20 protein-coding genes are annotated in these 21,606 nt (G+C 48.8%); 12 read left to right on the top strand and 8 right to left on the bottom strand.

What is annotated here, in order from left to right:
* The first annotated feature begins 34 nt into the window (after window positions 1–34).
* Together AB6805_RS14980 and AB6805_RS14985 are read left to right on the top strand one after the other, a co-directional pair.
* The gene (locus AB6805_RS14980) at window positions 35–253 is read left to right on the top strand and encodes a CDGSH iron-sulfur domain-containing protein (RefSeq protein ID WP_370910235.1); all 219 of its coding nucleotides are present in this window, start codon (window positions 35–37) and stop codon (window positions 251–253) included.
* 142 nt (window positions 254–395) lie between these two features.
* On the top strand, window positions 396–1,181 hold the full coding sequence (locus tag AB6805_RS14985) for a PhzF family phenazine biosynthesis protein (protein ID WP_370910236.1): 786 nt from the start codon (window positions 396–398) through the stop codon (window positions 1,179–1,181).
* Here AB6805_RS14985 and AB6805_RS14990 read toward each other — a convergent pair.
* On the bottom strand, window positions 1,178–1,315 hold the full coding sequence (locus AB6805_RS14990; protein ID WP_370910237.1) for an alanyl-tRNA synthetase: 138 nt from the start codon (window positions 1,313–1,315) through the stop codon (window positions 1,178–1,180). The genes AB6805_RS14985 and AB6805_RS14990 overlap by 4 nt on opposite strands.
* A gap of 109 nt (window positions 1,316–1,424) precedes the next feature.
* Here AB6805_RS14990 and AB6805_RS14995 point away from each other — a divergent pair, with 109 nt between their 5' ends.
* Both AB6805_RS14995 and AB6805_RS15000 read left to right on the top strand, forming a co-directional pair.
* A complete protein-coding gene (locus tag AB6805_RS14995; protein ID WP_370910238.1) occupies window positions 1,425–1,877 on the top strand; it encodes a GNAT family N-acetyltransferase in 453 nt (150 codons plus the stop codon).
* A gap of 75 nt (window positions 1,878–1,952) precedes the next feature.
* Window positions 1,953–3,854 (top strand): TonB-dependent receptor plug domain-containing protein, encoded by a 1,902-nt coding sequence (locus AB6805_RS15000; RefSeq protein ID WP_370910239.1) that lies wholly within the window; start codon window positions 1,953–1,955, stop codon window positions 3,852–3,854.
* Window positions 3,855–3,914: 60 nt separating this feature from the next.
* On the opposite strand, the gene AB6805_RS15005 is transcribed toward AB6805_RS15000, so the two are convergent.
* Window positions 3,915–4,286 carry a winged helix-turn-helix transcriptional regulator gene (locus tag AB6805_RS15005; protein WP_370910240.1) on the bottom strand — a complete coding sequence of 124 codons (372 nt, stop codon included), beginning with the start codon at window positions 4,284–4,286 and terminating at the stop codon, window positions 3,915–3,917.
* Window positions 4,287–4,459: 173 nt separating this feature from the next.
* On the opposite strand from AB6805_RS15005, the gene AB6805_RS15010 reads away from it, so the two are divergent.
* Window positions 4,460–5,323, top strand: a complete 864-nt coding sequence (locus AB6805_RS15010; protein WP_370910241.1) for an SDR family oxidoreductase — start codon at window positions 4,460–4,462, stop codon at window positions 5,321–5,323.
* A gap of 60 nt (window positions 5,324–5,383) precedes the next feature.
* Here the strand turns inward: AB6805_RS15010 and AB6805_RS15015 are convergent, their stop codons facing one another.
* The 5 genes from AB6805_RS15015 to AB6805_RS15035 form a co-directional block, all read right to left on the bottom strand.
* Window positions 5,384–6,175, bottom strand: coding sequence for a DUF4397 domain-containing protein (locus AB6805_RS15015; protein WP_370910242.1), 792 nt, complete (start codon window positions 6,173–6,175; stop codon window positions 5,384–5,386).
* An 18-nt stretch (window positions 6,176–6,193) separates the two neighbouring features.
* Window positions 6,194–8,749 (bottom strand): TonB-dependent receptor plug domain-containing protein, encoded by a 2,556-nt coding sequence (locus AB6805_RS15020; protein WP_370910243.1) that lies wholly within the window; start codon window positions 8,747–8,749, stop codon window positions 6,194–6,196.
* Between the two features lie 20 nt (window positions 8,750–8,769).
* Window positions 8,770–9,723, bottom strand: a complete 954-nt coding sequence (locus AB6805_RS15025) for a cytochrome-c peroxidase (protein WP_370910244.1) — start codon at window positions 9,721–9,723, stop codon at window positions 8,770–8,772.
* A 200-nt stretch (window positions 9,724–9,923) separates the two neighbouring features.
* Window positions 9,924–10,568, bottom strand: coding sequence for a YceI family protein (locus AB6805_RS15030; protein ID WP_370910245.1), 645 nt, complete (start codon window positions 10,566–10,568; stop codon window positions 9,924–9,926).
* An 82-nt stretch (window positions 10,569–10,650) separates the two neighbouring features.
* Window positions 10,651–11,907, bottom strand: coding sequence for a peroxiredoxin family protein (locus AB6805_RS15035; RefSeq protein ID WP_370910246.1), 1,257 nt, complete (start codon window positions 11,905–11,907; stop codon window positions 10,651–10,653).
* A gap of 564 nt (window positions 11,908–12,471) precedes the next feature.
* Between AB6805_RS15035 and AB6805_RS15040 the strand changes: the two genes are divergently transcribed.
* The 5 genes from AB6805_RS15040 to AB6805_RS15060 all read left to right on the top strand — a co-directional run bounded on the left by AB6805_RS15040 (window position 12,472) and on the right by AB6805_RS15060 (window position 17,386).
* Complete coding sequence (locus AB6805_RS15040) at window positions 12,472–14,673, top strand: radical SAM protein (RefSeq protein ID WP_370910247.1); 2,202 nt, start codon at window positions 12,472–12,474, stop codon at window positions 14,671–14,673.
* A 107-nt stretch (window positions 14,674–14,780) separates the two neighbouring features.
* Window positions 14,781–15,329, top strand: coding sequence for a hypothetical protein (locus tag AB6805_RS15045; RefSeq protein ID WP_370910248.1), 549 nt, complete (start codon window positions 14,781–14,783; stop codon window positions 15,327–15,329).
* Window positions 15,330–15,353: 24 nt separating this feature from the next.
* Complete coding sequence (locus tag AB6805_RS15050; RefSeq protein ID WP_370910249.1) at window positions 15,354–15,992, top strand: hypothetical protein; 639 nt, start codon at window positions 15,354–15,356, stop codon at window positions 15,990–15,992.
* Window positions 15,962–16,741: a sensor histidine kinase gene (locus AB6805_RS15055; protein WP_370910250.1), complete on the top strand. Its 780-nt coding sequence runs from the start codon at window positions 15,962–15,964 to the stop codon at window positions 16,739–16,741. The genes AB6805_RS15050 and AB6805_RS15055 overlap by 31 nt, the downstream gene beginning before the upstream one ends.
* A gap of 9 nt (window positions 16,742–16,750) precedes the next feature.
* Window positions 16,751–17,386: a response regulator gene (locus AB6805_RS15060; RefSeq protein WP_370910251.1), complete on the top strand. Its 636-nt coding sequence runs from the start codon at window positions 16,751–16,753 to the stop codon at window positions 17,384–17,386.
* Between the two features lie 3 nt (window positions 17,387–17,389).
* Here the strand turns inward: AB6805_RS15060 and AB6805_RS15065 are convergent, their stop codons facing one another.
* A complete protein-coding gene (locus AB6805_RS15065) occupies window positions 17,390–19,819 on the bottom strand; it encodes an ABC transporter permease (RefSeq protein ID WP_370910252.1) in 2,430 nt (809 codons plus the stop codon).
* A 232-nt stretch (window positions 19,820–20,051) separates the two neighbouring features.
* Between AB6805_RS15065 and AB6805_RS15070 the strand changes: the two genes are divergently transcribed.
* On the top strand, window positions 20,052–20,840 hold the full coding sequence (locus AB6805_RS15070; RefSeq protein ID WP_370910253.1) for an ABC transporter ATP-binding protein: 789 nt from the start codon (window positions 20,052–20,054) through the stop codon (window positions 20,838–20,840).
* Window positions 20,841–20,854: 14 nt separating this feature from the next.
* Window positions 20,855–21,604 (top strand): ABC transporter permease, encoded by a 750-nt coding sequence (locus tag AB6805_RS15075; protein ID WP_370910254.1) that lies wholly within the window; start codon window positions 20,855–20,857, stop codon window positions 21,602–21,604.
* Window positions 21,605–21,606: the final 2 nt, after the last annotated feature.

Consider the following 21,606-nt stretch of genomic DNA (forward strand, 5'->3'; position numbering starts at 1 on the left):
TTTCCTACTTTTGCCGCTCAAATAAGGAACATTTATGGCTACAAAGATTACTGTTAACAACAATGGTTCACTGAAAATAGAAGGTGAATTTGAAATCGTGGATAAAGACGGCAACAAATACGACCTGGGCGGCCGGGAAGCGGTAGGGATCTGCCGTTGCGGACGTTCTGCCAATAAGCCGTTTTGTGATGGTTCACACAAGGGACATTTTGAGCACGACGCCGTGGCTTTTGCGCTCCCGCCTAAAAAGTAGGATCATAAAGATAACATTTCAGGGGCTCCATGCAGGTGTTGCATGGAGCCTTTTTATATCTGATCTGGTCGAAATGAGCAGAATTGCATCTGTTTTCAGAAAATAAATCACCGCATTTTTGTGTTACAAATTGCAGTAACATATGGAAGTAAGATTTTTTCAGGTAGATGCCTTTACCAGGCAGCCTTTTAAAGGCAATCAGGCAGGCGTGTGCCTCCTGGAGCAGATGCCGGACGATGAAGTACTGAAAGCTATCGCCGCCGAGAACAATCTTGCGGAAACGGCCTTTTTATTACGGGTGGAGAATGGCTACCACCTGCGCTGGTTTTCGCCGCTGGTGGAAATGGCGCTTTGCGGACATGCCACGCTGGCCAGTGCGCATGTATTATGGGAAACCGGGCTGGCGGCTCCTGATGAAACCATTTCCTTTACCACGCTGAGCGGACTGCTCACCGCCAGCCGGCAAAACGGATGGATTACACTCGACTTTCCCGCCAGGGACCATGAACCCGCTACGCTGCCGGAAGAGCTGCAACCATTGTTTAAAGACGAGGTGACGAACGTGGTGTTCAGCGTAGACCGCTATTTGGTGGAGTTGAAAACCGGAGCTGCGGTGGCGGGCTTTGTGCCCGACAGGAACCTGCTGGCGCCGTATCGACTGGTGCTGACGGGAAAGGGTGATGAAGGATCGCCGTACGATTTTATTTCCCGGTATTTTGCTACGCCGGTGGGCATTGATGAAGATCCGGTAACAGGTTCCGCACATTGCAGCCTGGCGCCATATTGGGCTGCACGTTTGCATAAAAATGAATTCTTTGCTTACCAGGCATCACAGCGGGGTGGTGAACTGAAAGTAGTATTACAAGGTAACCGGGTATTGCTGAAAGGAGAAGCGGTAACAGTGATAGACGGGGTGTTCCGTTTTTAGCGGAATAAAGAAACGCCCCAATAGCCCAGGGCCAGCCATAGCAGGCCTTTTATAAGGAAGAAAAGAAAGCCCCAGAAGCCGAGCTTTTTTATCCATTTGAGGATCTTTGCTTTCCTGTTATTTTCTGGTGTCATCGCCCTGCAAAATTAAGATTTTTGTGCAGATAAATGTATCTTGCCCGGGTGAATATATTTTGGCTGGCAATTACGTGTATGCGTCGGCGTGATCACCTAATCCCTGTATATGATTTTCAGAGAAGCAACTACTGCAGATATTCCCGGTTTGCAACGGGTACGTGGCGCTGTAAAGGAAAATGTACTGAATAACCCCGGCCTGGTTACCACTTCTGATTACATACAATATCTCACTACCGATGGCAGGGGATGGTTATGTGAATCTGCCGGTGTTATTGTGGGGTTTGCCATTGTGGATACGCACCGGCATAATATCTGGGCGTTGTTTGTAGACCCACGTACGGAAGCAGTGGGAGTGGGCAGGGAGTTGCAGCGCCTGATGCTCGACTGGTACTTTGCGGTGTATCAGACATCGTTGTGGCTGGGAACCTCGCCAGGTACGAGGGCAGAGCGGTTTTACACCCGCAGCGGCTGGAAAAATGCAGGGCTGATGAAAAACGGTGAGGTAAGGTTTGAGATGGACCGGGATACCTGGTTGCGCATCGCAGGTGCCGTTTCATGAGCCGGCAACGGCTTTCATGATTGAATAAATGATTTAATACGTACTTTTGCGCTCTTTTAGCAACGATTTTTAAAGATGCGTGTAGCAGTACCGAATAATAAACTACTGATATCCCTGTTCCTGGGCCTCTGTGGCAGCGCCACGGCGCAGCAGCGGGCCGACTCTGTCCTTATCACCCACCACCTGGATGAGGTGATTGTGCAGGAAAACAGGCTGGCCGCGCCTGTAAAGGCGGTGAACCGTAATATTACCATCATTACCCGCCGGCAGATAGAAGCCATGCCGGTGTCGTCTATCACGGAAGTATTGGCTTACGTGCCGGGACTGGACGTGCGGCAACGCGGTCCGGGCGGTATCCAGGCGGATATTGGCATCGACGGCGGTACTTTTGACCAGACGCTGGTGCTGCTGAACGGGGTGAAAATAACCGATCCGCAAACAGGCCATAACATCATGAACCTGCCGGTGTCTCTCTCCGATGTGGACCATATTGAAGTACTGAGAGGCGCCGCCGCCCGTATTTACGGGATCAACGCATTGAATGGCGCTATCAATATCGTAACCCGCAAAGCCACCCAAAGTGGCGCTACCGTTAGCGGCAGCGGGGGCAGCAGCTTCAAAAAGAACGAAAACAATCACCTTTACGGCGCTTACAGCATTGGTGCTGCCGGCGCACTGGTAAAGAATGGTGTGAGCCAGTCGCTTTCCGCCAGCCGCAACCAGGGCAACGGCTACCGTTATAATACAGCGTACAGCAACTACCGTGCATTTTACCAGGCCGCCTTTAACCGCGATACCCTGCACCAGTACAATGTAATGGCCGGTTTTGTAAATAACGGCTACGGCGCCAACGGCTTTTATGCAGCCCCCGGTGATCTGAATGCAGAAGAAACCGTGAAAACCGTCTTCGCCGCCGTAAGCAATACTTCGCGGATCAATCCCAACTGGGTAATGACGCCCAGGGTGAGCTACCGGTACACCAAAGATGATTACATCTACATAAAACCAGATAAATACCGTAATCTTCATAATACCCACGTATTTGATGCAGAGCTGAATAATACGTTCACTACTGCTGTCGGTACCATTGGCGCCGGTGTGGAAGGACGTTACGAGCATATTAAGAGTTCTAATCTTGGTAACCACGACAGAACCAACCTTGGGCTGTATGGAGAGTATAAGTCGGTGGCCGACCGCCGCTTTAGTTTCACGATAGGCGGTTATCTCAATTATAACACCGTATACGGTTGGCAGTTTTTCCCGGGAGCAGATGTGGGCTTTAATATTACCCCCGATATAAAACTGTTTGCCAATGCAGGTACCGCCCAGCGCTTGCCTACTTACACCGATCTTTATTATAAAGGCGGTGGTATTATCGGCAACGAAAACCTGGGACCGGAAAAAGCATCCTTTGCAGAAGCGGGGATACGGAAGTTCAGCGGTAAATTTTCTTTTGCAGGGTCTGTGTTCTACAGGCAGGTCAGCAACTTTATTGATTTTGTAAAAGATACAGCCGGTGGTGTAGACCCAACAAAGGTTCCCTGGCAGCCGCAAAATTTCCAGCGGGCAGATATGACCGGCTTTTCCCTTAACAGCGGCTATAATACTATTTTCAATGGTGGTTCGCTGGTTAACAGCTTTGGCGTAAATGCCGGGTACAATTATCTTTCTCCATCCTTCAAAGGGGATGCGATCACAACGAAGATTTCGCGGTATGTCATTGAAAGTTTGCGGCACCAGTTCACCGCCAATGTGCGCACGGATATCGGCCACTTCAGTGTTTCCGCTGCAGCGCGTTATTGTATGCGGGTGAATTATAAAGATTACACGCTGGTAGATGCGCGTATTGCGTATAGGCAACCACGTTACCAGATCTATGCAGATGCCAACAACCTGCTGGATGTAACCTATGTGGAAGCGGGCGCAGTGCCTATGCCTGGCCGCTGGATAACGGTGGGCGGCAAGGTGAGCTTCTGATAATAACTTATAGGAAAAAGCTGTCTCGAAAGTAATTTTGAGACAGCTTTTTTTGCAATATTATTTAGCGGACATATACAGTTGCCTGGATTGTTGAATGCCACTCATATTAGCGATGGCCCATTGTTCAAGACCTATAATATGTGGTAAAAGGCTTTCGCCCATAGCCGTTAAGGTATATTCAACCCTCGGAGGAATTTCGGGGTACATTTTACGGGATACCAATCCATCTTCCTGCAGCTTTTTAAGCGTTACGGTCAACATCTTTTGCGAGATATCTCCAATCATCTCATGCAGCTGGTTAAAACGCATGGTTCCCTTCTCACCCAGGGTACTGATAACGAGTACCGCCCATTTGTCGCCAATCCGGTCCATCAATGTTCTGACCGGGCAAGGGATGGATTTATCAAATTTTTTATATTCTTCTATCATGTCAACGGATTGATTTTTAGTATTACTTACCCGGAGGTAATTGGCGCACCTGTTAGTGCCTTATTGTTTGATAATCAATTGTTTAATAGCTTTGACTTACCAAAGGTAACTAACATACGATTAGTATGTAAAGGTAGTTACATACCGGTATTATTAAAAATTTAAAACTTAATATGATGATTCTTGTAACAGGCGCCACCGGCCATTTAGGAGCAGCGGTGATCGATTTTCTGCTGAAGAAAGTTCCCGCTAACCAGGTTGCGGCATTAGTAAGAGACGAAGCAAAAGCAAGTGGATTAAAAGAAAAAGGCATTAGCATCAGGGTTGGCAACTATCACGATTATCCCTCTTTGGTACCGGCTTTTAAGGACGTTGACAAAATATTGCTGGTATCTTCCAGTGATTTTAATGATCGTGCCGGTCAGCAGATCAATGTGATCAATGCCGCTAAGGAAGCAGGTGTGAAACATGTTATTTATACCAGCGTTGCGACCAATGCTCCAACTACCACCGTTATTCCTATGGTGGTAGATTCACACATCGCTACCGCTAACCATCTTAAAGCATCCGGATTGACCTATACGCTGCTGAACAACAATCTGTATGCAGATGTATTGCCGATGTTTCTTGGAGAAAAGGTAGTGGAAACCGGTGTTTTCATTCCGGGTGGAGAAGGCAGGGTACCTTACGCGTCCAGGTTAGATATGGCAGAAGCAGCGGCTAATGTGCTTGCCGGAACAGGACACGATAATAAGGAATATACCATTGCATCTGATGTTACTTATTCCTTTGCTGATATTGCGCAACTATTATCTAAACTGGCTAATAAGCAGGTAGTTTATGTTGACGCCCCGCATGATGCGTATACAGCCGCTTTAGCGAAAGCGGGCGTGCCACCGGCGTATGTTGGTGTTATGTCGGGCTTTGCAGAAGCGATTAAAAAGAATGAGTTCAATCTGCCAGGTACTGAATTGGAAAATTTGTTGGGCCGGAAACCAGCTTCCCTGGAAAGTTATCTGCAAAAGACTTTTTTCTAAGCATTAGTTTAACAAAAAAGCTGTCTCAAAATTACTTTGAGACAGCTTTTTTGTTGCAGGCTACAAACTTGTAGTGGAGAGTATTCCCGCACTCACCACGCCCTTGCTGTCGGCCCGGATAAATACGGTATAGATCTTTCCTGCTTCGAGAGCGATATTAGTGAGTGCCTGCTGATCAATAACAACCGGCGATGCATTTTCCCCTGCGCTGACGATCAACGAAACCGTACCTGCGTTTACGTTAGTGAACGGGGCGCTGTCGTATGCAGTGCCCTGCAGGTTGCTACCGCCGGAGCTGCCGTAGGGGATAGTGGTGAACAGCGGGGTTTCCGTATTATTTTGTTGTAACCGTACACTCACACCGGCAACGCCTTGCGCCAGGTGTACAAAGCGGAGCTTTGCTTTACCGGCGGCGGGAGCAGAGAGGTCGTCGTAAAAAAGGAGCAGGGTATCTTTGGCGGCATTATACTTTGTGGAGGCGGCAAATACCGTATGGTAGTATCCTGCAATAGGGCCGTTAGGTCCGCCGGTGGCGGAATACACAGCGCTGTTGCCAAACTGCCGGGAAGCTTTATAGGCAGTGCCGCTGCCTTCCGTGAAATTGATTTGTACATTTCCGAAAGTAGTAGTTACATAGGGAGATGCGGCGCCGGGGAGTACAGCATCCGTTGTTACCTTTTGTGTAAACGTCCAGAACTGGATCCCGGTAGCAGGGATGCGGGCATTTACAAAACGGATATTCGCGGAGAGGGGTGGCCGGTCGCCGGCGTTTACATCGAGGTAATCTGTTTTATTGCAGGCGCTGAAAGCCAGTATGGTGAAGCTGCCCAGCAAGAGGAGATTATTTTTCATGATTACATTTTTTAAGGATTAGAAACGGGCGTATAATCTTACAAACGGCTGGATGCCTGCGCTGCCGTTCTGGATACCTACTACGGATGGATTGCGTAATCCTGCTATTACTTTATCGGAGTAATCGCCCAGTACATTGAAGGCATTGTTTACCCCCGCGGTTACCTGTATGGCTTTGCTGATATGATAGCCTACTGAGAAATCGGTGACCCAGATGGGTTTCAGCTCCTGGAAGTAGTAATCGGGCCGCGGGAAGTTAGCATTGAGCGCAGAGGCGGTAGTAACGGAACCGAAGTAAATGGTGCGTGCAAGGAAGGTAAAGCGGGGTGTATTCAGTATAGCCTGCAACGTTATTTTTTGTTGCGGAATATTGGTGGTTACCCTGGCTTTTTCTGATTCGCTGAAGATAACATATTTGTATTGTTCCAATCCTTTGGGCGTATTTACAGCCGTTACTTCATTTTTCACAAAGTTGCCGCCTGCCAGCAGTTGGAGGCTGTAGCTGTGCAGGGGAATTTTGTAACTGCCGGTGAATTCAATTCCTTTGGTGCGGGTACTGAAAGCGTTGTAAAAAAACTTTGCCTGTGTGGTACCTGTTTGCAGGAGCAGCGCCCTTACATCCGCCGGGAGATTGGGATCGTTAGCGGAGAAATTACCGGTATTGCCTACACGGTTTTTAATATCCACGAGATAGGCGTCTACGCTTAGTTCCACATTCCTGGCGGGTTGTGAGGTGATACCGGCGGTGTATCCTGTACTTTTTTCCGGCGTAAGGGAGGGGATGCCGAGCACCCGGGTAGCGGCGTTTTTATTGGAGGCCGTTACCTGGTCGATGGCGCGGCCCTGCTGGAAGCTGGTGGAGGTTTCGGTATAATAGAACTGTGCGAGGTCGGGTGCGCGGAAGCCGGTGTTGGCAGATCCGCGGATACCGAGCCAGGGCGCAAAGCTATACCTGGTGGCTATTTTTCCGGTGGTTACATTGCCGAAGTCGGAGAAGTTTTCCGCACGGACGGCGGCAGACACCAGCCATTTTTCAGTGACGTTGAGCTCCACATCTGCATAGCCGGCTACGATAGCGCGACTTACATTCACTTCATTCGACGGCCGGAATCCGGCGTGGATTTGTGATCCGGGCGAGAGGCCGTTGAGTGCGAGGAGGCCGCCGTCGGCCAGGTAAGGGATGCCGTTAACAGAGGTATCTAGGGAGTAAATGGGGCGAAGGTCTGCTTTGCTGTAGGAAGCTTCTTCGCCGGCGATGATCTGGTAGGTTTCGGTGCGGTATTGTGCGCCGAATGCAACATTAAGGCCATGCAGTACCGAAGGGAAGTACCGGCTGATATCCAGGCTGGCGGTATTTTGTGAGGCGTTGTATTTGCCGGCGTCGAAGGTAGTGGGACTTTTTAATCCCAGGCTGGCGTTGAGTGAATTGCTGATCACATTGCCGAAGTCATTTTTACCAAATACATTGGAGATATCGAGGTTCCATTCGCCTGCTTTAGCTTTCAGGCCAATGGCGATGGATTTATCGGAGATGCTGTTATCCATGTCGGGTAAGAAACCGTCGGGGTAAAGACCGGTGTTGTTGCGTTCCGTCCAGCCGGGGAGGCGGTATACCGCCGTGAATTGGGAGTTGCGGTGACTGATACCGCCAAATGCGTATACTTCCGCCTGGTCACTAACGGGAATGGCTGTATTAAAAAACAGCAGCGCGTCTTTTGCTTTGTTGGAACCTCCGCCACGCTGGTCAAAGAAGTGGCGGTCGATGCCCCGGCTGGCGAGGATGGCATCGTCTATTTCTTTGGTATAAATATTATCGTATCCGCGGGTATTGGCGCCGCCGCCGTAAATGGGACCGTTGTACAGTCCTGCGTCGTCGCGGCCGGGCTGGAGGGAGACGGCTTGTGTGGCAAATTCGGCGGTGGCGTTGAGGTAGCCGCCACGATCGCCTATTTTGATGCCGTAGTTGATATTGGTGCGGGTGCTGGCGCCATCGCCGCGGCGGCGGATGCTGCCGGTGGTGCTCACGATTACATCGGACGTTTGTTTTTTCAGTACGATATTAATAACGCCGGCGATGGCATCGGAACCGTATTGTGCGGCGGCGCCGTCGCGCAGTATTTCAATGCGTTCAATAGCCCCGGCGGGGATGGAGTTAAGGTCGTAGCCGGTGGCGCCGTTGCCTAGACCGCCCCAGTTGACATTGGAGCTTTTATGGCGGCGTTTACCATTTACCAGTACCAGCAGCTGATCCACGCCCAGTCCTTTCAGTTGTGCGAGACTGAGGGCAGATCCTGCGTCGCCGGCGTTGGAACCGTTTACAGAATGGAAGGAGGGCGACACATATTGCAGCAACTGCGTGATGCTGGTTTGCGGCGCCGCTTCCTGGAGTGATTTGATATCGATGATATCTACCGGTACCGGCGAGTTCAGTTTGGTACGGTTGGCGCTGCGGCTGCCTACAATTTGTACTTCGCCCAGCTGGCTGGTGGTATCGGTGAGGTGTTTATCCTGTGCGGTAAGTGTTGCGGAAAACAGCAACAGGGGGGAGATGACCGGCAGTATAATTTTTTTCATGCCCTGGTTGATTTTTATGGTTAGTGATGTGTTGTTTTAAATCGGTCGTCTGTAAGTGCTACGAGAAAGGCTTCGAGATCTTCCATTTCTTCCTTGCTGAGATTCAGTGGTTTGTTGAGTGACAGATCGCGGTTGATGCCATCGTGTACAATGTTGTTGGGTGTATTGTAATAGGCAATTACTTCTTTGAGTGTTTTGAACATACCGTTATGCATATACGGAGCGGTAACGGCTACATTGCGCAGTCCGGGCACTTTGAAAAAGCCGCGGTGGGAGCTGTCTTTCGTTGTTTCAAAGCGGCCGGCGTCTGTAAGGGTAGTTCCGTTATAAAGACCGATATTTTTGAAGCGGTCTGCCGTAAAATCTTCTCCCGAATGACAATTATTGCAATTGGCTTTACCAATAAAAAGGAGGCGACCGCGTATAGCCGATGGCGTTAGTGCGTTGTCGTCGCCGGCGATGTACCGGTCGTACGGACTGTTGGCAGTTTCCAGGGTACGTTCAAAAGCGGCGATGGCCTGCAGCAGGTTTTTGCTGGTAGGCGGACTGTTGAACAGTTGCTGGAAATAGCGGCGGTAGCTTTCATTGTCGTTGAGGCGTTGTACGGCTTCTTCGATGGGCAGTCCCATTTCGTCCGGGTTAATGATAGGTTGCAGCGCCTGGTCTTCCAGGGAAGCGGCGCGTCCGTCCCAGAAGAAGTTGGGGCGGCCGGAGAGGTTGGTGATGCCTGGGGTATTTCTTTTGGTGGGCGTATGATGAATGCCCCTGCTGAAAGCGAGGGTATCGGCGAATCCAAATTGTGGGATATGGCAGGAGGCACAGCTGATGCTACGGTCTTTCGACAGCAGCGGATCAAAGAATAGTTTTTCTCCAAGTTGCGCTTTGGTTGGCGGATCAGTGGTATTGAACCCCGCGCTGATGGCAATGGCGCATAGCATGCCCGGTAAAATGAGCGTCATTTTTCTCAGCTTCATGGTGGTAAAAATTATGGATGGCATGAAATGCCTGGCAGCAACTTGGGAGTTGCTAAAAAGTAATTGGTCGATTAATAAAAAAGGTGTTGCTGTAAGGAGGCTGTAAAAAGAGAAATGGTTATTGGCATTCCCGGGAGCATGGGCGGGAGTGCCCGTGCTCCCCAGGAATTATATAATGGGGTAGTATAAACAAGAACGAATTATTTGGCAGCGGCTACCAGGGTTACATCCAGGTCGAAGTCGTCGTAGATGGCTTTGTCGCCGATGCCTTCAAAGAAGCTTTTGGAACCGTATTTAATATTGTATTTGGTACGATCCACTTTAATAGCGGCTTTGGCAGTGAGTTTGCTACCTGCCACCGTTACCGTTGCGGGGAAGGTAACCGGGTTGGTGATTCCTTTGATGGTTAGGTTGCCGGTTACTTCGTAGTTACCGCCGCCTTTGGAAGTGACGCTGGTAGTAGCAAAAGTGGCTGCCGGGAACTTTTCCACGGCGAAGAAATCTTCGCTTTTCAGGTGGCCCAGTAATTTAGCGTTGCCGCCGGCATCTTTGATATCGGTTACCGCGATGCTGCGGGTATCCAGTGAGAAGCTGCCACCTTTCAATACATTGCTTTCTACTTCCAGTTTGCCGTCGGCAATATTGATGGTACCCTCGTGTTGTCCGGTTACTTTTTTACCTGTCCAGCTTAACTTGCTTTCTTTAATGTCTACCTGGAAAACCGTTGCTTTCCTGGCGGCAGCAGCTTTGGTCGGTTTTTCTCCTTTGTTGACAGTAGCAGGTGTGGTGAAAGACATCAGGAAGACAGCTCCTCCAATAAAGAATAATGATGCTAATCGTTGCATATGTGTTGTGTGTTTAAATTAGGTGCAATTTAAGGTTGACGGGCGGATTAGCGTTTACGAGATCCGGAAATTAATGTTAAAATTACTTTTCAGCGATTAAAGCATCCAGGTCCTGGTTCCATTTTGCCACGTAGTCCTTGTAATACTGACCTGTAACCTCGCCGGTATAGCCGGTATGTATTTGCCGTACTTCGCCCTTGCGGTCTATTATAATAGTGGTAGGGAAGGCCATCATGCGGTTGAGCGCTGGCAGCTTCTCTGATGCCACTTTCTTATCAGCAATGCCACCAAAAAGAATATCATATTGTATGTTATATTTTTCTTTTAATTTCCCCAGGGTATACTTTGCATACTCCAGGTCATCTTTTTGTTCAAATCCGATGGCGATTGCTTCCACGCCGCGGTCTTTGTTTTTATTGTACCACGGTGAGAGGAACGACGTTTGATCGGTGCAGTTAGGGCACCAGGTACCGATGATTTCCACAATCACTACTTTTCCTTTGTATTTGTCGTCGCTCAGGGAAACGTTGTTGCCATTGAGATCTGGCAGGGTGAAGTCCAGTTTTTTATAACCTTCTTTCAGGAAAGTAAGTTTGTAAGGGTCTGGTAATTCGGCGGCGGCATTTTTTTCTCCATCGAATTTGATGTTATTGTAGATGCCTAAGCTGATTTCCCCGGTGAGGGATTTATCGTCATTCACTTTTCCTTTGATGTAGATGGGACTGGGGCCGGTGAAGCCGGACAGTTCAAATTCATCGCCATGAACGGTGCCTTCGAGCTCGCGGCTGTCGCCCACTACAGACATTACCACGCCGGTAAGTTTGTTGCCGTTTTGTTTCAGTAAGCCGATGCGGTTGGGGGTAGGTTCCTTGCTGTAAATTTTCAGGTCCCATTTACCGCTGATATCGTAGGTGGGAGCGGCTTCCGTACCTGGTTCCGCGAAGCGGTAGGTTTGTCCGTGTTCCGCGGTGAACGGCAGGGCATTGCCGCGGAAGTTAGGCACCAGGCTGCGGTATTCGCCGGTGATTTTGCCGTCTGATTCAATCTTTGCTACGAGTGCCGCATCATAGGTATTCATCTTTATAAATAAAGAGTCGTTGCCAATGCGCTGCACGTGGAAGTCGTCGCGGCGGGAACCGTTGATCAGCGTGAAAACGGCGTGCTCGGGGTCTTTCCCTTTCAGTTCAAAGTTAAAGGGTACCTGTGATTCGCTGAGGGTGAACACGCCTCTCCAGATGCCTTGTTTTACGAATGGTTTTTTAGGGCCAGCGAAGGAGCTGTTGCTGAATAATCCTGCCACCATCAGGCCGGTTAGAAATAGGTGCTTATGCGTTTTCATGTTTGTATATTATTGGTTGAACAATGCAAGACGTTGCCGGTCCTGGTGGGGCGACGAGGTATGCTACAAATAAAACTGGTGGTGGAGTACTGATGGAGTGGTGGCTTTATCAGTGGTGGTGAAACAAAGATAAAGGTGTCTTTTATTATTTCCAAATAAAAGTCTATAAATTTTGTAGACTATTAGCGCGGATTTTGTCTTTCTCAGGATTACGCTGATTTTACTGATTATAAGGATTTTGTTTTTTGGGATTTTATAAAGGATTTTGGGAGATAGAAGCGAGTTTTGTCTTTCTCGCTGATTACGCTGATTTTACTGATTATAAGGATTTTGTTTTTTGGGATTTTATAAAGGATTTTGAAAGATATAAATTGGTTTCATTGATCTGATCCTTTTAATTTAAAAAATCCAAAAGACATAAACGAAAATATCCGCTTTTATCTCCTAAAATCCTTTATAAAATCCCAAAAAACAAAATCCTTATAATCAGTAAAATCAGCGTAATCCTGAGCCAAGACAAAGTCCGCGTAAAAAGAGCTAGATTTGCGGTTTAAATAACCGGACTTGAGGAATACTGTTTTTTTAATAACACCACCATTTACCCAGCTGAACACGCCTTACCCGGCCACTGCTTATCTGAAAGGGTTTCTGAATACAAAGAATATTACTTCCTTCCAGTCGGATCTGGGTATTGAGGTAACGCTCCGTTTATTTTCAAAACAGGGTTTGGAGCAGTTGTTTGCGCATATTGCTGCGGCGCCGCCGGTGGCGGCCTCAGAGAATATTGCGCGGATGCTGGTGCTGCAGGACGATTATATACAGACTATCGACGCGGTTATTTTATTTTTACAGGGAAAGAATCCTACGCTGGCACATCTTATCTGTAAGCGGGATTACCTGCCGGAAGCGTCGAGGTTTGCGCAGCTGGATGACCTTAACTGGGCTTTCGGCTCTATGGGTACACAGGATAAAGCGAAACACCTGGCCACGATGTACCTGGAAGATCTCTCGGACCTGATCATGGAATGTGTGGATCCGCATTTTGGTTTTAGTCGCTATGCCGAACGCCTGAGCCGCTCTGCCAACAGCTTTGATGAACTATACGCCGCTTTGCACGCGGAATATACTTATATAGACAGTATCCTGACCGATCTCCTGGCGCTGCACATGCAACAGGTGGAACCTGCGATGGTAGCGATTTCTGTGCCTTTTCCCGGTAACCTGTATGCCGCATTGCGCTGCGGACAGTGGATCAAACAACATTACCCGGCGGTAAAAATAGCGATGGGAGGAGGGTTTCCTAACACCGAGCTGCGCTCGCTGGCAGATGCCCGTGTATTTGAATTCATGGACTTTATAACGCTCGACGACGGTGAAGCGCCGATAGAAAATTTGCTGCTGTTCCTGGAAGGAAAGAAAACGGCAGAAGAGCTGAAGCGTACTTTCCTGCTTACGGAAGAGAAAGTAACCTATGTGAACAGCAAAGCTACACACGATTATAAACAAGCCCAGCTGGGTACGCCGGACTACAGCAACCTGTTGCTGGATAAATACATTTCCGCTATTGAAGTGGTAAACCCGATGCACAGCCTCTGGAGCGATGGGCGCTGGAATAAGCTCACCATGGCGCATGGCTGCTATTGGGGGAAATGTACCTTCTGTGATATTTCTCTGGATTATATAAAGATATACGAACCCATTACCGCTTCGCTGCTATGCGACCGGATGGAAGCTATCATTGCGCAAACGGGGCAAAACGGGTTTCATTTTGTGGATGAAGCCGCACCTCCCGCATTGATGCGCGCGCTGGCACTGGAAATCATCCGGCGCAAGCTCACTGTTAGCTGGTGGACGAACATCCGTTTTGAGAAGAGCTTTACCCGTGATCTCTGCCTGTTGCTTAAAGCATCTGGGTGTATTGCCGTTTCCGGCGGATTGGAAGTAGCTTCCGACCGTTTGCTGGGGCTGATCCAGAAAGGGATTACCGTGGCCCAGGTGGCGCGTGTAAACCGGCATTTCACGGAAGCCGGTATTATGGTGCATGCTTACCTGATGTACGGGTTCCCTACGCAAACAGCGCAGGAAACCATTGACGCGCTGGAAATGGTGCGGCAGATGTTCCAGGCGGGGATACTGCAATCGGCCTTCTGGCACCAGTTTACGATGACGGCTCACAGCCCGGTAGGACTGGAGCCTGCAAAGTTCGGCGTACAAAAAGAAACAGAAGAGATTGGACCCTTTGCCAATAACGATATCCTGCATATTGATCCTACCGGTACGGACCATGAGGCATTCAGCTATGGATTGAAGAAGTCGCTGCTGAACTTTATGCACGGCGCCTGCCTGGATTATCCATTGTCCAAATGGTTCGACTTCAAAGTGCCGAAAACCACGGTGCATCCTGATTTCATCACTACCGCGCTGATGGAGGAGGAAGCGGGCACGGTTAAACCTACTTCCAAAGTGGTGTACCTGGGCAAACAGCCGGCGATGGAAATAATTACCAAGTCAAAGAAAGGGAGTACCTGGGAAATGTCTTCCTTAACTTTCCAGGGTAAAAAGGAGAAAGTAAATATCAGCGTGCAACCTCCCCATGGGGCATGGCTCACGGAAATGCTGCAACAGCTGGCCGTGACTAACGCTAAAACATATACGCTGCAGGAGGTGAAAGACAGCTATGAATCGGCGGGGCTGGATGATTTCGAATTGTTTTGGGATAATAAACCCGTGAATACCCTTCACAAGCTGGGTTTGCTGAGGTTGTAAAAGAGGACCGCTGCAGGTGGAAAGCAGTATTTTGTATTACCGGGGATTTTCCCGGTATCAGTCATGAGCAAAAAGTCAAATATTTGTTTCCACTAAACTGACCTAACATGAGTGATCAAATGTCCCTTGCAGGCTATGGCTGTAATGACCAGGGCTACCTGAATCCTATCACCGAACAGCTGGATTACCGGATGCCTTTTACAGAGGACCAGGCCGTGACCTATGGAATGCCTATTACTGTTGCGGCATATTTTGGTATGCTGAATAACTTCTACAAATTTCTGATTGCTAACCCGGGGCTGATTCCTTTATTCCAGGGATCTTATTCTGTGGATTTCAGTAAAGCCTCTCTTTTACGCATCCTCAGCCAGGAAGGTTGCGAATACGTACGTTTTCATTTTGCTATCCCGGAGCCCAATGAGAAGCTGAGCCTGGTAGCCGAGGGATTAATTTTCGACAGAAGCCAGGTAGGCTATGCGCAGTTGTTGCAGAAAGCAACGGACAACAACATGGTGCATGCCGGTGGTGATCCGAAAATAGAGGAAAGGGGTAATGGAACACCGGTTCCTTTTCCGCCGTTAAAACATTTATTTGAATTACTGAAAGGGCATGGATCGCCGTTAGCTACCGCAGATCTGGACCAGATATTTAGTTAACCCATATAAAAACTTTTTGTGCCGATGAACGGTTGGGTGTACGCATATTATGCTTTATTGATAGCCTGTTTTATTATCAGCTTATTTCACCTGGAACACAGGGAAGTAAAGTTACTGTGCGTATTGCTCGGCGTGTCTATTATTACCGAGATAATAGTAGAATTGATCGGCACAGAAGGCTTAGGTTTTTTTATAGTGTATCATTTTTTTGTGGTGCTGGAATATAGTCTGATTACAATTATTCTCCGATCGGGGATCAGGGATTATCGCTGGCGCTTACTGATGGGTATTTCCATTTTTGTGTTTTGCATGGTGTCCCTTTTCTACAGCTTTGTATTGGGCGGGTGGCGTGCCTTTCCGGGTATCAACATCACCATAGAAAGCTTCCTGGTTATTTGCTGGTGCCTTTTATCCTTTTTTTCAATAACCCCGGATAGTGAAGCGTCTATATTCCGGCACCCTGTTTTTTGGTTAACCCTTGCTTTCTTTATTTATTTCGCGGCTTCTGTGAGTGTAAATGCCTTTTATAACCTGTTGCTGGAAAACGATACCACCAGGGCCAGGCATTTTTTCGCGGTGTTGAACTCATTATCCAATTACCTGTTGTATATTATGCTGATAAAAGGCGTCGTATGCTTCCGGTCAAACAGGATCTCTTTGTAGCTGTGATTTTTATTTCGTTGCTGGTTACCATCATGGGACTGGTGGTAGTGGCAGCGGTAATAAGTTATAAGAAGAAGCAGGATGCATATTTACATCAGCTTAAGTTAATGAAAGAAGATTACGACAAACAATTAATGTGGTCCCAGATTGAAATGCAGGAAGAAGCCTTTGCCCACCTCGGGCAGGAACTGCATGACGATATTGGCCAGCTGCTGAGCAGTACCAAGCTCTTGATCAATGTAACCCAACGGAGCATGAAGGAAATCCCGGATACCCTGCAAATTGCGGAAGATACCCTGAGTACGGCCATTCAGCATCTGCGGGCGCTTTCCAAGTCCTTTAGCCGCCAGTGGCTCGACCAGTTCAGCCTGATAGAAAACCTGAAAGCAGAAGTGGACAGGATCAATTCCAGCAGGGCGATCACCATAAAGTTTACCCATGAACTAACGGTGCTGCCATTACAGGCAGAACCCCAGATCATCCTGTTCAGGATCATCCAGGAAGCGATCCAGAACTGTATAAAACATGCCCGTCCGCAGGTAATTGATATCAGTATCAGAACCGCGGGCCAGCAATTGATCCTCATTATCGCGGATGATGGTTCCGGCTTTGATAAAGCAGGGATGTCGTCTATCGGGATGGGCATCCGGAATATGCAGCACCGCACCAGTTTACTTGGCGGCGAAATCCGCTGGGAGGTAACCACCGCCGGCGGTACCGCCGTATTGATAACATTACCCCTTGAATAATTTTTGTTTATGAAGATCAACATAGGTATTGCAGATGACCACCAGCTGTTCCTGAAATCACTTAGTTTACTGGTGAGTGGTTTCACCGGCTTTCATATTGTAGCGGAAGCCATGAATGGCCGGGAGATGCTGGATAAGCTGGCGCAACTACCGCTACTGCCGGATATCCTGCTGCTGGATGTAAATATGCCGGTGATGGATGGCGCCAGGGCTACCGAGGCAGTGCTGAAATTGTATCCCACGGTAAAAGTAGTAGCGTTGTCGATGAAAGACAATGACGCCACGATCATAGAAATGCTGAAGGCTGGTTGCTGTGCCTATCTCCTGAAAGATATCCATCCCACAGAACTGGAAAAAGCACTAACGGAAATTTATACCACTGGTCAGTATAACAACGATGCTTCCAATGTTAACTACCGCCGGTTGCTGTTGCAGTCCGAACAAAAGCAAACGCTCACAGAGCGGGAGCGGGAATTCCTTCACCTGGCGTGTAGTGATCTTACGTACAAAGCTATTGCCGTTAAAATGAACGTCACGGAAAGAACCGTGGATGGTTACCGCGAAATCCTGTTTAATAAGTTGAACGTGCAAAGCCGTACCGGTATGGTATTGGAAGCTTTGCGCCGGCAACTGGTTTCTTTGTAAGGTTTAGTTTTCCCGCAGGTTTTTTACGGGGTTCGACAAGGCCGCTTTCAGCGCTTTGTAACCTACGGTGATCCATGCCATCATCAGCGACAGTATAATGGCGGCCGCAAATACGCCAACGCCAATGGCGGTATGATAATAGAACCCGGACAGCCAGCCCTGCATAAAGAAATATCCCAGCGGTGCGGCAATTACAAAGGCGATACCTATCAGCAGCATAAATTCTTTAGAGAAAAGGAAGAGGATATTGTTAACCGATGCGCCCAGCACTTTACGGATGCCCACTTCCCGGGTACGGTTGGTGACCATGAAAGAAACCAGTCCGTATAAACCCAGGCAGGAAATAAATATCGCAATGCCTGCAAATAACTGGAACAGCTTTGACGTAATAACATCTGCCGCATAAAAATCCCTGATCCGCTCATCTAAAAAGAAAAGGTCATACAGGTAAGTAGGGTAGATGCCGGTGAAGGTTTGCTGCACCGATTTCAGTGTGGTGCTTACCTTTCCGGGATCCATCCGCACAGCTACATATTCATAAGCCGCTGCCTGGGATCCAATGAACATGGGCACAATGGCTTCATGCAGGGATTTGCTGTTGAAGTCGTTCACCACACCTACCACGGGATAACTTTTATGATCGATGGTGATCGTCTTCCCGAGAATATTTTCGGGAGAGGATAAACCCAGTTTCTTTACGGTGGTTTCGTTCACGGTAATTTCATGCAACGTATCGCTGGGATAGGGAAGCCTGCCCGCTTTCAGTTTAATGTCGAAGGTCTTGTAGAAGTCGGCGTCTGCTGCTTTGGCGCCTATCTTGAAGGGTTGTCCTTCCGGGTTGGTATCAAAGTAAAAATTCTGCATGAATATCCAGTAGGTAGTGGGAGCATCTGCGCAGAAACTGACATTCGTAACGCCCGGCAGCGCAGCCAGACTGGCTTTCAGATAATTGTATTTTAATTTTAAAGTACTGTCGCTGGGCAGGTTGATCATTACAACAGCATCTTTGTTAAAGCCCATCGACTGGTGTCTTACATAATCCATTTGCTTCAGCACCACCAGTGTTCCTATGACCAGCAGCTGGGCAACTACAAACTGGAATACGACCAGGCCGCGGCGAAGCGATACGCCCCCGGTTGACTTAATACTGATTTTGCTTTTTAGCGCTGTTACCGGGTTGAAACCGGAAACGATCATGCCCGGATAAAAACCGGATAAAAGTGTTACCACAATGCCGCAGGCCAGGATGGCGGCCCATACGCGTGGCGTTGCAAGTAACGACAATGGCAGCTGCCGGTCGATCAGGTTGCCCGCATAAGGCAGTGCCACGATGGTAATAACGATGGCTACAGCAATGGAAAGCAACGTAATGACACCTGTTTCCGACAGGAATTGTGAAAACAGCTGCAGGCGGTTACTGCCAAGTACCTTTCTCACGCCTATTTCCTTTGCCCTGTTCACAGACAAGGCGGTGGCCAGGTTAATAAAGTTGATACAGGCTACTATCAGGAGGAAAATGCCGATGAGCGTAAGCGCCCACAATTCCCTGGTACTCAGCGTTGCATTGGTGAAATTGGGATAGCGCTTATCCAGGTGCATGGCAGTCAGCGGCTGCAATTTTAGCTGGGGCAACCGCGTATTATGAGGCTTGTAATACCGTTTGGCAAAGGCGGGTAGGCCCGCTGTGATGGCCGCGGCATTATCCGGTTTTTTCAGCAGCACAAAACATTGACCATAACCACCGGGTACGGCGTCCCATTGTGTACCCGCAGTAAAATCTTCCGGCACCAGTTTTTTCAGGGTGCTGTAAGATACACCCACTTGTACGGGGAGATCTGTATTTGCGGGAAGGTCTTTAAATACGCCGGTCACCTGCAATGGCACCCTGAAGGACCACATCTGGATAGTGCGCCCGATGGCGGCATGGATGTCCCCGAAATAGGCCTTTGCCACTTTTTCTGAGATAACCGCTGTATTCGGGGCTGATAAGCCTTCCGCGTTACCGGCCAGCCAGGAATAATCAAAGATGCTGTAGAAATCAGGCGAGGTATAGAAGATGTCATTTTGTTTGAAACGCTTTTCATCAGTGGCGCCGGGAGCGGGAACATACATCTGCGCTCCTCCCTGGAAAGAAATAAGCCCGACTTTTTCCACGCCGGAAAAATCGGCTTTTATTTTTTCCGGGAGCTCCCAGTTTACAGTACTCAACTGCTCTATCACTTCTCCGTTACTGCGGTTCATCACGTCGGTGGTAACACGGTAAATCGTGTTTGTGTGGGTATGCCAGGTGTCGAAGCTGCGTTCATAACTAATGACGAGAAAAATGATCAATGCAGCGGCGATGCCGGCAGACAGGCCCGCTATATTCAGGATGGTGAAAGTTTTCTTCCGGGTGATGCTGCGAAAGGCTGTTTTCAGGTAGCTGTTTATCATAGTGGTTATGCCACTGCAAAAAGCAGGTCAGAAATGTAAGGTACTCAGATTCAATGTTTTTATTGCTGCTTCATTGTCCGGTTCTGAACAACTGATTTCAATTCCGGACAATTGGCTTTCACCGTTTTATCTCCGCTGTTTACCGCCTTTCGGGTGGCATTCACCGGTTTAGCTGTGGTGATCAACCGGGTTGTTGTATTTTCGGCTGTACGTTTAAACTAAATGTGATCAGATGATCAATCAACAACAGGCCGCTGCTCCCGTTTTGGCTGTGAACCAGCTGAGCGTGCAGTATGGCGCTCTCCAGGCAGTGAAGGATGTTTCCTTTGAGGTGCATGCCGGTGAAATTTTCGGTTTGCTGGGCCCCAATGGCGCCGGCAAAACCAGTACACTCAGCGCTATTGAGGGCTTGCTGCATCCTGCTTCCGGCAGCATTACCGTAGCAGGTTTTGATATCAGGGAGAAGCCATTGCATGCGCGTGCCAATATGGGCGTACAATTGCAGGCCACCAGTTTTCAGCCCGAGCTGACTATTTCTGAAATCATCCGGTTGTTTGCCAGTATTTATGGCGTAAACTTAAAGGATGATGCGGTGAAGCAAAAGCTGGCGGAGATCAATCTTGAAGCCTCGGCCGGAAAGAAGATATCGCAGCTTTCGGGCGGACAGCAGCAACGCGTATCACTGGTGATTTCCACTATTCACAACCCGCAGCTGGTATTGCTGGATGAACCTACAACAGGGTTGGATCCGCAGTCGCGGCGCCAGTTATGGGAAAGGATGGAGTACTTCCGCGACAACGGTCATGCGGTATTACTCACCACTCATTCTATGGAAGAAGCGGAAGCGGTATGCGACCGTATTGCGATCATTGACCATGGCCGCATTATCGCCATAGATACGCCGGAGGCGCTGATCGCACGGCACCGGGATGATCCGGCGGTGCTGAGCGTAGTGAGGAAGGGGAAAGTTACTTTGGAAGATGTGTTTATTGGTTTAACCGGAACGGCTGTACGTTCCTGATCAAAATATTACGGATGGAAACAAGTGTACCAAAAAATATGACGGTGATGACTGCTTTGTTGCGGGCCGATTTTACAACGCTGTGGCGCAACCGCCGGTCGTTCGGACTGGTGTTGTTGGTGTCGCTCGTTATTTTAGTGTCCTGGAAGGGACTGGTGGATAAGCTGGGCGGCGTGTTTGTGCTGTCGTCCTGTATTACGATCGGGCTGACCAGTATCGGGTTAATGGGGTATTCCAATAGTATTGCCCGGGACCGCGACAGGGGCGTGTTTCAGCGTTTGAGAGTGGGCCCTGTATCGGCATGGACGATTATGATGAGCCGCCTGATCGTACAGATAGCGATGATTTTGCTGATGACGATCCTTGTGTTTGTGGTGGGTTATTTTGTGGATCATATTTATGTTTCGCCGGTGGGTTATATCGCGGGTTTGCTGATGGCGATGGTGGGAGGTTTGGTGTACCTGGGGATGGGGCAGGCTATAGTGGGACTCATCAAAAACCCGGATACGGTTAACTCCACTACCCGCCTTGTTTATTTTATATTTATTATGATCGGCATGTTCGGCGAGTTTGGTGTGTTGGGTAAGAAGATAACCCTGCTGGTGATCTGGTCGCCCTATGGTGTGGTAAGGAAAGTACTGGCGGCGAGCCTTGATCCTGCCAGCTGGAGTATGGATACCACCTGGGCATTACTGGCGTCTGCAGCTTATACTATTGTGTTTGTGGTGTTGGGGGTGAAGTGGTTTAAGTGGGAAAACAAGTAATG

The sequence above is a fragment of the Chitinophaga sp. RCC_12 genome, from assembly GCF_041360695.1.
GTDB lineage: Bacteria > Bacteroidota > Bacteroidia > Chitinophagales > Chitinophagaceae > Chitinophaga.